The following is a 14,305-nucleotide window of genomic DNA, read 5'->3' as shown; positions in this document are numbered from 1 at the left end:
AGCTACTTCACTGTGCAGATCACACGATTTACGCGAGACCTACGATGTGGAACTATGCACTGCCTGGGAGTGATCCGCGCGCGCATGGCGGCGAAATGTTGAACTAGAAGAGTCTGTCACATCCCGGCATTTGCTGCAACCCGGGCGTGTCGGATTTTTTGTGCGCTTTTTCGGCCACTCAACGAGCCTGATTCACTAACTCCTGAATGCCATCCACGAACACGCTCTGCACGAGAGGAACACCGGGCCGGTAGGCCACATGGCGGTAGTGGGGAGCATCCAGAATCTGAGCATTTGCCCGCGCACCCACCTTCAAGTGGCCCACATCGTCACGACGCAATGACTGCGCGCCCCCGAGCGTGGCGGCCGTCACCGCTTCCAGTGTTGTCATTCCCATCTCCCGCACCGCCAGAGCAATACAGAATGGGATGGATGAGGTGAAGCTGGAACCCGGATTGCAGTCGCTGGCCAGCGCCACCGTCACTCCCGCGTCGATGAGTCGCCGTGCATCCACGAACGGGTGTTTCGTAGAAAACTCCACGCCGGGAAGCAGTCCGGCGACCGTGGTGCTGCCGGAGAGAGCATCCACATCGGCATCGCTGAGATAGGTGCAGTGGTCGACGCTGGCGGCTCCCAATTCGACGGCCAGCAGCACCGCGCCAGACTCAGCCAGTTGTGCGCCGTGCAGGCGGGCACCCAGCCCTCGAGCAAGGCCGGCGCCGATAATGTCGCGCGTCTCGTCTTCGGAGAACGCGCCGTTGTCGCAGAACACGTCAATCCAGCGCGAATGGGGAGCACAGGCATCGAGCATCTCCCCCGTGACCAGGCGCACGTACGCTGCACGGTCATCCGCAAATTCGTCGGGCACAACGTGTGCCCCCAAAAAGGTGGTCTCGGAGGTCAGGGTGGAAGCCAGGCGCAGCATGCGTGCTTCGTCAGGCACGCTCAAGCCGTAACCGCTCTTGATTTCGATCGTCGTCGTGCCCTGGCGCCGCATCTCGGCAACCAACGCCGACGCATTCGACAGCAACTGCTCGTCGCTTGCCTCACGCGAGAGCTTCACAGTGGAACGAATCCCGCCAGCCTCGTAACGCTGGCCGGCCATGCGAGCCTCGAACTCATCCGAACGATCGCCCGCAAAAAGCAGGTGGCTGTGGCTGTCGACAAAACCCGGGAGTACACAGCCACCCCTCGCATCAACCCTGGTGTCTGCCGCCGGCGCGTCCAACGAGGCGCCCCACCAGCGCACCCGACCTTCGTCGAACACGATCGCAGCGTCCGAAAGCTCCGGCCGCTCAGCATCATGAGTAAGGAGAGAGCCGATGTTCTCAACGACGGTGCTGGTCATCGCGACGCAACCCCCGAGATCGCCTCGAGAACACAGAGTGCCACCAGTCGAACGGTCCGTTCATCGGCGGAGTCGGCGGCGGCATCCACCTCGACCAGGTCAATCGATGCGACGGCCGGATGCGCGCCGGCGAGACGCGCTGCCGTGCGCAGCTCCAGTGCCGAGATGCCGCCGGGAACCGAAGCGGGGCACCCCGGGGCGATTGCGCGATCACAGACATCGACATCGAGATCAACGTGGATGGGCCCGCCGCCCGCCCCCGCAATTTCTAGCGCCTGTGCCATCACGTCGGCCATCGGGCGGGTCAACAACTCTTCGCGAGTGATCACGGTGATTCCGGCATCCCGGGCACGCTGGGCATAGGCGAGCGAATTGGCGAGCGGTTCGATCCCGATCTGCACCACACGGCGCCCATCGAGCCCCGCCTCAAGCAGCCGACGAACCGGCGAACCATTGGTCGTGCCGTCGCGCAGGTCATAGTGGGCGTCGAGCGTGATCAACCCGGCCTTGGGAAGGTTGCTGCCCCACCGGCCCAACGTCGTTGGCACCGTCGCCGCGTTGTCACCACCCAGGGCGATGACCAGTTCAGCGCGCACGCCTGCAACCGCATCAATCGCCCCCTGCTCGTTGAGGTCAGGCTCACGCACGTTACCGACGTCGACGATGCGAAGATCGGTCAGCGCGGCATATCGCCGCAGTGCCTCCCGCACCGCGGTAGGCGTGGTGTGCGCCTGAGTCGGAGAAAGCGACGTACGCGACGTTGGCATGCCGATCAGTGCGACATCCGCCCACTCATCGTTGACCTGCGAAGGCCAATCCCCCGCGCGCGGCCACAGTGGGTCAGAGCTGAGCATTGTCACCCTCCGTCATCGGGATGCGTACGCCAAGGTTGTCGGCAACGGCGATGGCCTCATCGTAGCCAGCATCCACGTGGCGAATCACCCCCATGCCCGGATCGTTGGTCAAGACACGCTCCAGTTTTTGCGCGGCCAGGTCGGTGCCGTCGGCGACCGTGACCTGCCCGGCGTGGATCGAACGACCAATCCCGACGCCACCACCGTGGTGAATCGACACCCAGGTTGCACCCGACGAGGTATTGACCAGTGCGTTCAGAAGCGGCCAGTCAGCGATGGCATCGGAGCCATCCTTCATCGCTTCCGTCTCGCGGTAGGGAGACGCAACCGAACCGCTATCGAGGTGATCGCGACCAATAGCCAGCGGTGCGGCAAGTTCGCCCGAGGCAACCATGTCGTTGAAGAGCAACCCCGCCTTGTCGCGCTCGCCATAGCCGAGCCAGCAAATGCGCGCGGGAAGACCCTCGAAGTGCACCCGGTCGCCCGCGAGCTTGATCCAGCGTGCCAGCGATTCGTTTTCGGGAAAGAGCGTGAGGATCGCTTGATCCGTCTTATGGATGTCGCTGGCCTCACCACTGAGCGCGGCCCACCGGAAGGGCCCCTTACCCTCGGCGAACAGGGGACGAATGTAGGCCGGAACGAAGCCGGGAAAAGCGAACGCATTTGCATAGCCCGCCGCGAGCGCCTCGGTGCGGAGGTTGTTGCCGTAATCGAAAACTTCGGCTCCCTGCTGCTGAAATCCAACCATGCCCTCAACGTGAACTGCCATCGATTCGCGCGAGCGCTGAGCGAAGCCGGGATCCTTTCTTGCACTCTTCCAATCATCGAAGTTGACGCCAAGCGGAAGGTACGCCAGCGGGTCGTGTGCGCTGGTCTGGTCGGTGACGATGTCAATGGGGGCACCCATCGCGAGAAGCTCGGGAACTGCAGCGGCGGCATTGGCCAGCACACCAATCGAGAGTGGCTTCTTGGCGTCGCGTGCCGCTACCGCCAGTTCGACTGCGTGCGCAAGCGACTTGGCCTCAACATCGAGGTAGCCGTGATCAATGCGGCGAGTGATGCGACTCTGGTCAACATCGATACAGATCGCGACACCATCATTCATGGTTACGGCCAGCGGCTGAGCGCCGCCCATACCTCCGAGGCCAGCCGTGAGAGTAATGGTGCCGGCCAGTGTTCCGCCGAAACGTTTTGCCGCGACCGCAGCGAATGTTTCATAGGTGCCCTGCAGAATGCCCTGAGTGCCGATGTAAATCCACGAGCCCGCCGTCATTTGGCCGTACATGGTGAGACCGAGCTGTTCGAGTCGGCGGAATTCATCCCAGTTGGCCCAGTCGCCCACCAGGTTGGAGTTGGCCAGCAGCACCCGCGGCGCCCACTCATGGGTCTGCATGACGCCCACGGGCTTGCCGGACTGAACGAGCAGGGTCTCGTCATTCTTGAGGGTAGTCAGCGAGCGCACAATCGCGTGATAGCTCGGCCAGTCGCGGGCAGCCTTGCCCGTGCCGCCATAAACCACGAGATCTTCGGGATGTTCAGCAACCTCAGGGTCGAGGTTGTTTTGCAGCATGCGCAGGGCGCCCTCCTGCTGCCAGCCCAGAGTGTTGAGGGTGCTTCCGCGGTGTGCCCTAATCATGATTGCTCCTTGTGAAATTCGTTGACGGGTAAAAGTCGGTTGCTAGTGAAGTTCGGTGACGGTTCTGGCCGCGGCCAACAGGGCACCGGACTGAACGAGTTCGACGGCGGCGGCAATATCCGGTGCGAGGTAGCGGTCGGGGCCGACCCCGGGCACGCGCTCGCGAATTGCCGTGATGACGGCTTCAGAGACGGGTGACTGCCCCTCTCCCCGCATCTCAATCCCGCGAGCCGCCGTCAGAAGCTCGATCGCAACGACGCGCGAAAGTCCATCGACACTTCGACGCAGTTTCAGCCCAGCACTCCAGCCCATCGATACGTGGTCTTCTTGCATGGCACTGGTGGGAATGGAGTCGACGGATGCTGGAGCAGCCAGTCGCTTCAGCTCACTGACGATGCCCGCCTGCGTGTACTGCGCAATCATGTGCCCCGAGTCAACCCCGGGGTCACCGGCGAGGAACGCATTGAGCCCACCGTTGCGGTTGCTGTCAAGAAAGCGGTCGGTGCGGCGCTCGCTCATGCTGGCGACATCCGCACTGACAATGGCCAGAAAGTCGAGCGCATAGCCGACCGGTGCCCCATGGAAGTTGCCGTTCGATTCCAGCCGCCCATCGAGCGTGACGACCGGGTTGTCGATGGCGCTGGCCAGCTCGCGATTGGCCACCAGAATGGTGTGGTCAACGGTGTCGCGAGCGGCGCCGTGAACCTGGGGTGCACAGCGCAGTGAGTACGCATCCTGTACCCGGGTGAAACCGGTAGTGGTGTGGGCCGCGATCGCGCCAGATCCGCGCAGTACCGCGCGCATGTTGGCTGCCGAGTGTGCTTGCCCGGGATGTGGCCGAAGCTGCTGCAGGTCATCAGCGAACACGCGATCGGTGCCGGCTAGGCCCTCAACACTCATCGCGGCGGCGAGGTCGGCGGTGGTGAGCAGTGTCGAGAGGTCGGTGATTGCCAGCGACAGCATCCCGAGCATTCCGTCGGTGCCGTTGATGAGGGCGAGACCTTCTTTTTCGTGCAGCACCACCGGTTCAATGCCCGCTGCCCGTAATGCGGCGGATGCCGACATCAGTTCGCCGGCAACCCGCACGTCTCCTTCGCCCATGGCGGCCAGTGCGCAGTGGGCGAGCGGCGCGAGGTCGCCGGAACAGCCGAGGCTTCCGTATTCGCCGACGATCGGTGTGATGCCCGCATTGAGCAGTGCGGCATAGGTTTCGGCCACAACTGGTCGAACTCCGGTGCGCCCGGTTGCCATTGTGGAGAGGCGAAGCAACATGGTTGCGCGAACGACTTCGGCGTCCATTTCTGCGCCCGAACTCGCTGCGTGACTGCGCACGAGCGAGCGCTGAAGTTGCACACGCTGTTCGGGGGCGATGTGTTTGGTGGCGAGGGCGCCGAAACCGGTGGAGACTCCGTAGTGTGGTCGAACATCGTCGGCCAGTGCCTCGACAACGGCACGGGATGCTGAGATCGCTTCGTACGCTGCGGGGTCAAGGTGCACTGGCGCGCCATACCTCGCTACGGCAACGACGTCATGAATGCTTAGGGGGCCGACGCCGATGGTGACGTTTGCAGCTGGGTCAAAGTTCATGCTCCCAGTGAACGCTCTTCACTCTTCCCCCGCGAGGGGCTTTCGCGATATGGTGTCTGAAATACCAGACAGGAGCGGCGTGACTGAGATCCCGGCGGCCCGCAACACCATGGCGGTGCTTCGACACCTCGCCTCCCGGCCCGGACCCGTGCAGGCATCAAGCCTCGCGCGCGAGCTGACCCTTCCACGGTCATCCGTCTACCAACTGCTGGCGGTGATGATCGATGAAGGTTTTGTCGTGCACTACCCGGAGGATCGTACCTACGGTCTCAGTTCACTCGTCTCTGAGATTGGCTCCTCGGCTGTGCGCAACGAACGCCTGTCGCGGCTGGCCACCACCCTCATGCACAGCCTGGCAAGCCAAGCACCCATCCCGGTGGTGGCCCACCTTGCTGTGCTGAGCGGTGGCGAAGTCAGCTACGCGGCGCGCGTTCAAGGCTCCCGAGCACCGACGACAGTATCCGCCGTCGGAGTGCGATTGCCAGCACACCTCACCGCCACCGGGAGAGCAATGCTCGCCCAACTGACCGCGCCTCAAGTGCGCGCCATCTACCCCACACGAAGTTCGCTCACGCGTCGCCACTCCGCAGGCCCCCAAACACTCCCGGAGCTGAGCCAACTGCTCACCGCCACGCGAGAACGTGGGTGGGCGATGGAGATCGGTGACGTGACCACCGACTACGCCTCCGTGGGGGCGGCATCCTTTGATCGCAACGGTCACCCCTCGGCCGCTATTGGCCTCACCTTTAGGGCGGATGCCGTTGAGAATCTCTGGGATGAGCTCGGTGCCGCGACCGTCGCCGCCGCCCGCGCACTCACGGCCCGGCTCACCGGACGCACCAGCTAGTCAGCCCCGTTAACCGACAGAGGGCCGAGCCTTTCGGCTCGACCCTCTGTCGTAATGAGTGCTGGAGTTACGCCAGAACCTTGGTTACCTTACCGGCACCTACGGTGCGGCCACCCTCACGGATAGCGAAGCCGAGGCCCTCTTCCATGGCGATGGGCTGAATGAGCTCAACGGTCATGTCAGTGGTGTCGCCGGGCATAACCATCTCGGTGCCCTCGGGCAACGTGATGACGCCGGTGACGTCGGTGGTGCGGAAGTAGAACTGCGGACGGTAGTTCGCATAGAACGGGTTGTGACGCCCACCCTCATCCTTGGAAAGGATGTATGCGGTTCCCTCGAAGTTGGTGTGAGGAGTAACGGAACCAGGCTTAACAACAACCTGGCCACGCTCTACATCTTCACGCTTCGTTCCACGAAGCAGCAGACCACAGTTCTCGCCGGCCCACGCCTCGTCGAGCTGCTTGTGGAACATCTCGATACCAGTGACCGTGGTCTTCTGGGTCGGACGGATTCCCACAATCTCGATGTCGGAGTTGATGGCGAGAGTTCCACGCTCGGCGCGACCCGTAACAACGGTTCCACGACCGGTGATCGTGAAGACGTCTTCAACCGGCATCAAGAACGGCTTGTCCTTGTCGCGGATGGGGTCAGGAACGTTCTCGTCAACAGCAACCATGAGGTCAAGGATGGACTGGGTCCACTTCTCGTCGCCCTCAAGAGCCTTGAGTCCAGATACGCGAACAACAGGAACGTTGTCGCCATCGAAGCCCTGGCTGGAGAGGAGTTCGCGAACCTCGAGCTCAACGAGCTCAAGGATCTCTTCGTCGTCAACCATGTCGGACTTGTTGAGTGCTACGAGCAGGTAAGGAACACCAACCTGCTTCGCGAGCAGAACGTGCTCGCGAGTCTGAGCCATCGGTCCGTCGGTCGCAGCAACCACGAGGATTGCACCGTCCATCTGAGCTGCACCGGTGATCATGTTCTTGATGTAGTCGGCGTGGCCCGGAGCGTCTACGTGGGCGTAGTGGCGCTTGGGGGTCTCGTACTCAACGTGCGAGATGTTGATGGTAATACCGCGCTGACGCTCTTCCGGAGCCGAGTCAATCGACGAGAAGTCACGCTGCACGTTAGTCGACGAGGGGAACTTGTCTGCAAGTACCTTCGAGATGGCTGCGGTGAGTGTGGTCTTTCCGTGGTCAACGTGACCGATGGTTCCGATGTTTACGTGCGGCTTGGTCCGCTCGAACTTGGCCTTAGCCACTGTAGGTCCTCCTCAGGACTTAGTTGCTCCGCATCCGGCGACTTGTCACAGCCGAATGTTTCGCAAGTTGGTGTGTATCTATGTTAGTTGCGCGCTGGTAGTGCGGCGATTACTCGCCCTTGTTCTTTTGAATAATCTCATCAGCTACCGCACGGGGAACCTCAGAGTAACTGTCGAACGTCATCGAGTACACCGCGCGACCCGAGGTCTTCGACCTCAAGTCACCGACGTAGCCGAACATTTCCGACAGCGGTACGTGGGCGCGAACGACCTTAACGCCGGTCGCATCCTCCATGGACTGGATCTGCCCGCGGCGACTGTTGAGGTCACCAATGACATCTCCCATGTACTCCTCGGGAGTACGAACCTCGACCGCCATGAGCGGCTCGAGGAGAACGGGGTCGGCCTTGCGCGCGGCCTCTTTGAATGCCATCGTGCCCGCAATCTTGAACGCCATTTCTGACGAATCAACATCGTGAGCGGCACCATCGAGGATGATTCCCTTAACGCCAACCATGGGGAATCCTGCGAGAACTCCGACACCCATCGAAGCCTGAAAACCCTGGTCAATCGAGTTGATGTATTCGCGGGGAATACGCCCACCAGTGACCTTGTTCACGAATTCGTAAACCTTGTCGCCTTCGACTTCCATCGGCTCAAGCGAGATCTGCACCTTAGCGAATTGACCCGATCCACCCGTCTGCTTCTTGTGGGTGTAGTCGTGCTTCTCCACAACGCGACGAAGCGTTTCGCGGTACGCAACCTGCGGCTTACCGACGTTGGCTTCAACGTTGAATTCGCGCTTCATGCGGTCTACGAGGATGTCGAGGTGAAGTTCACCCATTCCCTTGATAACCGTCTGGCCAGTTTCCTGGTTCTGTTCGGTACGGAACGTGGGGTCTTCTTCGGCGAGCTTCTGGATAGCGATACCCAGCTTCTCTTGGTCGGCCTTCGTCTTCGGCTCGATCGCTACCTCGATCACGGGGTCGGGGAACGTCATCGACTCAAGTACGACCTGGTCGTTGAGGTCACACAGGGTGTCACCGGTTGTGGTGTCCTTGAGGCCGATGACGGCGTAGATGTGACCCGCGGTGACGCTGTCGACAGGAATTTCTTTGTTGGCGGCCATCTGGAAGATCTTGCCAATGCGCTCCTTCTTGCCCTTGGTCGAGTTAGCTACAGCCCCACCGGAGTCGAGTCGTCCCGAATACACGCGAATGTACGTGAGGCGACCAAAGAAGGGGTGAACGGCAACCTTGAAGGCGAGAGCCGCGAACGGCTCAGTCGACTCTGGCTTGCGGATGATGATCTTCTCTTCGTCGCGAGGCGAGTGTGCTTCCAGCGGAGGCACGTCGACAGGCGAGGGAAGGTAGTCAATAACGGCGTCAAGCATCGGCTGAACGCCGCGGTTCTTGAACGCTGAACCACACAGCACCGGGTAGATTTCGCTGTTCACGGTGAGCTTACGGATCGCAGCTTTGATCTCGGGAACGGTGATCTCTTCGCCGGCGAAATAGCGTTCCATGATGGCGTCATCGGTCTCAGCAACAACTTCGAGGAGGGCGGTGCGGTATTGAGCAGCCTTCTCCTTGAGGTCTTCTGGGATCTCTTCGATGGCGTACTTAGAGCCCATCTCGACGTCACCCTTGGAGTCTCCACGCCACGTCAGTGCACGCATTTCGACGAGGTCAACAACGCCCTCAAATGCGGACTCGAGCCCGATGGGCAGCTGAAGGACCAGCGGGCGTGCGCCGAGGCGTTTAACGATGGTGTCGACGGTGTAGTAAAAATCTGCACCCATCTTGTCCATCTTGTTGACGAAACAGATGCGGGGTACGTCGTACTTGTCGGCCTGACGCCATACAGTCTCCGACTGCGGCTCCACACCCTCTTTACCGTCGAACACGGCAACGGCACCGTCGAGAACGCGGAGCGAACGCTCCACCTCGACGGTGAAGTCAACGTGGCCGGGGGTGTCAATAATGTTGATCTGGTTTTTGTCCCAGAAACACGTCACAGCGGCAGAGGTGATCGTGATGCCACGCTCTTGCTCTTGCTCCATCCAGTCTGTGGTCGAAGCGCCGTCGTGAGTCTCACCGATCTTGTGGTTTACACCCGTGTAGTACAGGATGCGCTCTGTCGTGGTGGTCTTGCCAGCATCGATGTGAGCCATGATGCCAATGTTGCGGACCTTTTTTAGGTCCGTGAGCACGTCCTGTGCCACAGGTTCCTCCGAAAGTTTGTTGGTGAAGAACGAAACTCAGCAATGAGGCGAGTCAGACAGTGCCTGACTCGCCTCACAACGAGTAGCTACTACCAGCGGTAGTGTGCGAATGCCTTGTTGGATTCGGCCATCTTGTGGGTGTCTTCACGACGCTTTACAGCGGCGCCAAGTCCGTTCGATGCATCCAAGATTTCGTTGGTGAGACGCTCAGTCATCGTCTTTTCACGACGACCCTTGGCGTAGCTCGTGAGCCAACGCAGTGCAAGAGTGTTTGCACGGTGCGACTTGACCTCAACAGGAACCTGGTAGGTCGAGCCACCGACACGACGCGACTTGACCTCTAGGGTCGGGCGCACGTTGTCGAGTGCTTTCTTGAGCGTGACGACGGCGTCTTGGCCGGTCTTCTCGGTTACGCCGGCGAGTGCGCCGTAAACGATGCGCTCTGCGAGGCCCTTTTTGCCATCAAGAAGGATCTTGTTGACGAGCTGGCTGACAATGGGTGCGCCGTAAACCGGATCCGCGACTACGGGACGCTTGGGTGCTGGTCCTTTACGAGGCATTACTTCTTATCCTTCTTCGCGCCGTAGCGGCTACGCGCCTGCTTACGGTTCTTAACGGCCTGAGTGTCGAGCGCTCCGCGAACGATCTTGTAGCGGACACCAGGAAGGTCTTTAACACGTCCGCCACGGATGAGCACCATCGAGTGCTCTTGAAGGTTGTGGCCTTCTCCGGGAATGTATGCGGTGACCTCGGTACCGTTGGAAAGCTTGACACGAGCGACCTTGCGAAGCGCCGAGTTTGGCTTCTTTGGGGTGGTCGTATAAACACGCGTGCAAACGCCGCGCTGCTGCGGGTTGGACTTAAGGGCGGGGGCCTTGGTCTTGACGACCTTTGGCGTGCGTCCCTTACGCACCAACTGCTGAATGGTGGGCACTCAATAACTCCTTGTTTTTGCTGCACGGTGACAGCGTCGTGATGGTTAGCATTCATCTAGACCCACGCTCCACCAGAATTGTTCGGATGGTTTGTGGATATGCCGTGGGGGCCAGCCGGAAGGTTGAACCCTGTGGTGTGGAGTGACTGGCACGTGAGCTCCGCACAGCGGTTTGTGCCAGCGGCAACAATTCACGCGCACGACAAAGCGCACACATCAGAAATAATAACCCCCCGGAGCGGCCGGGGTCAAATGGTCACAGCGCACACGCAGTAAGGAAATACGCCGAGAGGCTCGGCAATCGTGACTAGTGTCGGTCAGCAGATTTCGCTGCGAGCTCAGCTTCCCACTTGGCGCGCGATTCCCGGTTGCGATCGGTAACCTTGCGCCCGCGCTTGGCGACTAGAGCGCCCGTCCACAGCGAGACTTCACGGGCGATCAAACCACCGGCAATTACCCGCGGATCAATGAGCGCCAGAGTGAACAGCAACTGTGCCTGCTCTGGGGTGCTCTGGATGACGCCATTGATGAGCAGGAGCACACCGATGGTGCCGAAGTAGACAATGAGGCCGACAATGAGGCTGGCGAATACGTGTGCGGCCCATCCTGCCCGGTTGACAATCAGCGCGATCACGATCGCGCCCAGGAGGAAGAAGAGGATCGGCACAGAGAACGTGGGAGCCTGCACGAACGCGAGATCGACACGACCGGACTGTGCAGCGTTGAAGATCACCACCGCAATCGCAAAGATGATCGCAAAGACGAGGGTGGCGGCTAGGGCGATGAACACACCAAAACCACGGTTGCCCGAGACCTTTGGTGGCGTGGGTGCCGTCAGATACACCACCCGAGGCTCACCGGATTCGGTGGTGGTAGTAGCGTCGGTGTCAGGCTCGGTCTCAGCGACGATCGCGGGTTCGTACTCGACGACCGGTTCGGCTGTGACCGGAGGCGTTGCCGCCGCCGATGGCTCCACTAGCGGCGCGGAGGTGGTGGGAGTGCTGGAGGTGCCCACGTCGGTGGGCGTCTCGTCGACGACTACGGCATCCTCGATGTTGTCGTGATTCTTAGCGGAGCTATTACGGTCTACAGATGGATCGGTCATGACTGATTTCTCCTTTACCGGCAACTGAAGGTGACAGTCTACCGAGCTACCGAAACTCTAGCGCAAGCGTTACCTTCTATTCTTGCTCCGCGGGCTCTTCCGTTGTCGGGGTGACACCCGAGGGCGGGAGCGCAAAGACTGTGCCGCTGATCACCGCAGAGAAGCCTTCCGGATTCTGTGTGACCGCGAGACCGTCAGCAAGATAGAGGCGCGGGCCGGTCTGAAGTGAGCCAGCAAACGCCATTACCTCGGCGTAGCCGCCGGTCACGACGATCTGAATGGGCGTCTGGTAGAAGGTGGGGCCGGTGGGGGCGGGCGGGGCAGCCGCATCCGTTCCTTCCGCGGCCGCGTCGTCTTCAGCTGGCGGCGCGGTATTGGGGTCAACGGGGGCCACTGGGGCGACGAATACTTCCGCATCTCCCACGGTGACACTCACGAGCGTCACATTATTGGCTGCGCTGTAGGTATTGAGCTGACGGAGCAGGGTCGGGATGCCGAAGTCTTCGGGTATTGAGGTGCGAAGGGCTGCGACCTGGGCCGTGAGCTCGTCAATATTCTCGAACTTCTCTTTGAGCGCGGCGACACGAATCTCGTTGATGTCGTTGAGCGCTTCAACGTTCTCGCGATCGTCGTCGGCCTGAGCCGCTTGGTCGAGAAGCGGCGAAATTCCTTGCAGCCATCCAAGAGCCGGAATAGCAACCATGAGGATCACCAGTGCGATGGTGATTATGCGGTTCATTCGGTCTCCTCCGGCTCAAAGCGCAGTGCGAGCGCTGCTTCGTTGACTAAAAGATCAACCTCGACGGTGTAGCGACCTGTTTCTGGCACCAACACCACGTTTCCGGGTGTCGCGTCGACAAACCCGGGGAGGGTCTTCATTGCGTCGAGCCAGTCAGAAACTGATGCTTGTGGGCTATCAACGGTGAGCCCGATGACAGCGATGTGATCGGTCAGCAGTGGAACCGTTGTTGACACATCGTCGGGTTCTACGAGGCTTGCATCGATCGCGGTGATTGATGTTCCTGCGGGCAGCGTTCCCGAAACGAGTTGGAGGTACGGTGACCATTGGATCTCGCCTGCGGCCGCGAGCTGCTGGGCTGTTTCTAAGTCTCGCTGTTGCGTTTCGAGGGTGGTCACTGAGGCGTATTTTTGTTGTTCGACTCGAATGAGGCCGGTGCGCGCCTCTTCAGATTCCAACTGAATGGTTGCGTTCGTGAGGGCTAATAGTGCGGCACCCGCGCCAAGGATAACTGTGACTGTGATCGCGATGACGCCGAGAATGAGGTTGCTGCGGAGGCGTCGTGATTTGGCGTCGGTCTCGAACGTTGGAGGCAGCAATCGAACGGAGGGAATCCCGCCGAGCACGAGCCCCAGTGTTTTCGCCTTCGACTGTGTCTTCGACTGCGCCGCGCGTTTGGTACCGGTGCCTGCGTCGGCGTCGGCGTCTTTATTCTTGCTCATGCTTGACCCCCCAGGGCGAGTCCGACGGCCACGATGGGTGATGCGTCGGCTCCGAACGATCCGATCGACTTTTCGGCGGATTTGCGAAGGTTGAGTGCGGCAAGCACGTTGGGTGTTGCTACCGGCAGTCGCGTGTATTCGGCGAGGGCGTCATGAAAGCCCCGCAGGCGCGATGCGCCACCTGAGATTGCCAGCCTGCTGACGATGATTGACGGTTGCACGGTTGCGAAATAGTTGAGCGTGTCACGGATGCTCACAATGAGCTGCCCGGTGGCTTCATAGATGGCGGCGGAGGCGAGACGTTCTTCGGCGGTTGAGGCGGCGGCAAGGCCCAATCCGCGTTTGACTCGCTCGGCCGCATCACGATCAATTGCGGTCTTTGACGCGAGGGTGTTGGTGACTTCGTCGCCGCCAATGGGGATGATTCGCACAAAGCTCGGCACCCCGGCGGTGGCAACTACCACGGTGGTGGTCGATGCGCCGACGTCAACAAGGGCGACGGTTTCGTTGCCGGTCTGGTTCCAGAAGTTCACTCGCGAGAGCGCGAACGCGTTGAGGTCAACATTGACCGGTTTGAGGCCTGAGAGTCGGGCCGCTGTCATGTTTTTTGCGACCGTGGTTTCGAGTACGGCAACAAGGAGGCCGCTGACGGTGTTATCTTCGCCGTCGCTTATCGGGTAGAAGTCGAGCACTGCATCTTTGGCGGGAAACGGCAAAACTTCTTGCACGTGAAGGGGCAGCATTTCTCGGATCAGCTTGAGCGGTGCTTTGGGCACGGTGACGTCGCGCGCAATAACTCGAGAGCCCCCCACCCCCATAACGACCTGCTTCGATCCGAAGCCTCCAACCGACCAGAGCTTCTTGAGGGCGGTGGCGACGAGTTCGGGCGCAATAACTTCACCCTTGATTACGGCGCCGGCGGGGAGGGGCACTTCGGCGTAGCGCATCAGCGTTGGTCGTGCGTTGGACGGACCGCTGACTTCTGCACCGCGGATGCCGGTGGCGCCGATATCTACACCGACGATAGTGCTAGCCATCTATTTTCCCC

Annotated in this window: 13 protein-coding genes; 1 reads left to right on the top strand and 12 read right to left on the bottom strand. The window is 60.7% G+C overall.

Annotated features, from left to right (window positions below):
• Positions 1–178: 178 nt before the first annotated feature.
• Genes hutI through hutH form a run of 4 tightly spaced genes read right to left on the bottom strand, consistent with a single transcriptional unit; the run spans position 179 to position 5,425 of the window.
• Complete coding sequence (gene hutI, locus FB472_RS09865) at positions 179–1,348, bottom strand: imidazolonepropionase (RefSeq protein ID WP_141990757.1); 1,170 nt, start codon at positions 1,346–1,348, stop codon at positions 179–181.
• Positions 1,345–2,202, bottom strand: coding sequence for an agmatinase family protein (locus FB472_RS09860; RefSeq protein ID WP_141990756.1), 858 nt, complete (start codon positions 2,200–2,202; stop codon positions 1,345–1,347). The genes hutI and FB472_RS09860 overlap by 4 nt, the downstream gene beginning before the upstream one ends.
• A complete protein-coding gene (gene hutU, locus FB472_RS09855; protein WP_141990755.1) occupies positions 2,189–3,838 on the bottom strand; it encodes a urocanate hydratase in 1,650 nt (549 codons plus the stop codon). The genes FB472_RS09860 and hutU overlap by 14 nt, the downstream gene beginning before the upstream one ends.
• 42 nt (positions 3,839–3,880) lie before the next feature.
• Positions 3,881–5,425 (bottom strand): histidine ammonia-lyase, encoded by a 1,545-nt coding sequence (gene hutH, locus FB472_RS09850; RefSeq protein WP_141990754.1) that lies wholly within the window; start codon positions 5,423–5,425, stop codon positions 3,881–3,883.
• 79 nt (positions 5,426–5,504) lie between these two features.
• On the opposite strand from hutH, the gene FB472_RS09845 reads away from it, so the two are divergent.
• The gene (locus tag FB472_RS09845; protein WP_141990753.1) at positions 5,505–6,272 is read left to right on the top strand and encodes an IclR family transcriptional regulator; all 768 of its coding nucleotides are present in this window, start codon (positions 5,505–5,507) and stop codon (positions 6,270–6,272) included.
• Between the two features lie 67 nt (positions 6,273–6,339).
• On the opposite strand, the gene tuf is transcribed toward FB472_RS09845, so the two are convergent.
• The 8 genes from tuf to pilM all read right to left on the bottom strand — a co-directional run bounded on the left by tuf (position 6,340) and on the right by pilM (position 14,294).
• Entirely contained in the window at positions 6,340–7,533 is a 1,194-nt protein-coding gene (gene tuf, locus FB472_RS09840; RefSeq protein WP_021809332.1) for an elongation factor Tu, read from the bottom strand.
• 109 nt (positions 7,534–7,642) lie between these two features.
• The gene (gene fusA, locus FB472_RS09835) at positions 7,643–9,757 is read right to left on the bottom strand and encodes an elongation factor G (protein ID WP_141990752.1); all 2,115 of its coding nucleotides are present in this window, start codon (positions 9,755–9,757) and stop codon (positions 7,643–7,645) included.
• Positions 9,758–9,846: 89 nt separating this feature from the next.
• Positions 9,847–10,317: a 30S ribosomal protein S7 gene (gene rpsG, locus FB472_RS09830; protein ID WP_010203848.1), complete on the bottom strand. Its 471-nt coding sequence runs from the start codon at positions 10,315–10,317 to the stop codon at positions 9,847–9,849.
• Positions 10,317–10,691: a 30S ribosomal protein S12 gene (rpsL, locus tag FB472_RS09825; RefSeq protein ID WP_009773141.1), complete on the bottom strand. Its 375-nt coding sequence runs from the start codon at positions 10,689–10,691 to the stop codon at positions 10,317–10,319. Before rpsL ends, rpsG begins: the two co-directional genes overlap by 1 nt.
• Positions 10,692–10,998: 307 nt before the next feature.
• Complete coding sequence (locus FB472_RS09820) at positions 10,999–11,796, bottom strand: ribonuclease E domain-containing protein (protein WP_141990751.1); 798 nt, start codon at positions 11,794–11,796, stop codon at positions 10,999–11,001.
• A gap of 76 nt (positions 11,797–11,872) precedes the next feature.
• Entirely contained in the window at positions 11,873–12,535 is a 663-nt protein-coding gene (locus FB472_RS09815; protein WP_141990750.1) for a hypothetical protein, read from the bottom strand.
• Positions 12,532–13,257, bottom strand: coding sequence for a hypothetical protein (locus tag FB472_RS09810; RefSeq protein ID WP_141990749.1), 726 nt, complete (start codon positions 13,255–13,257; stop codon positions 12,532–12,534). Before FB472_RS09810 ends, FB472_RS09815 begins: the two co-directional genes overlap by 4 nt.
• A complete protein-coding gene (gene pilM, locus FB472_RS09805; RefSeq protein ID WP_141990748.1) occupies positions 13,254–14,294 on the bottom strand; it encodes a type IV pilus assembly protein PilM in 1,041 nt (346 codons plus the stop codon). Before pilM ends, FB472_RS09810 begins: the two co-directional genes overlap by 4 nt.
• Positions 14,295–14,305 lie beyond the last annotated feature (11 nt).

It is taken from the genome of Rhodoglobus vestalii, assembly GCF_006788895.1.
GTDB classification, from domain to species: Bacteria; Actinomycetota; Actinomycetes; order Actinomycetales; family Microbacteriaceae; genus Rhodoglobus; species Rhodoglobus vestalii.
The sequence above is the reverse complement of the archived record's forward strand: the minus strand, read 5'-3'. Positions and strand labels throughout refer to the sequence as shown.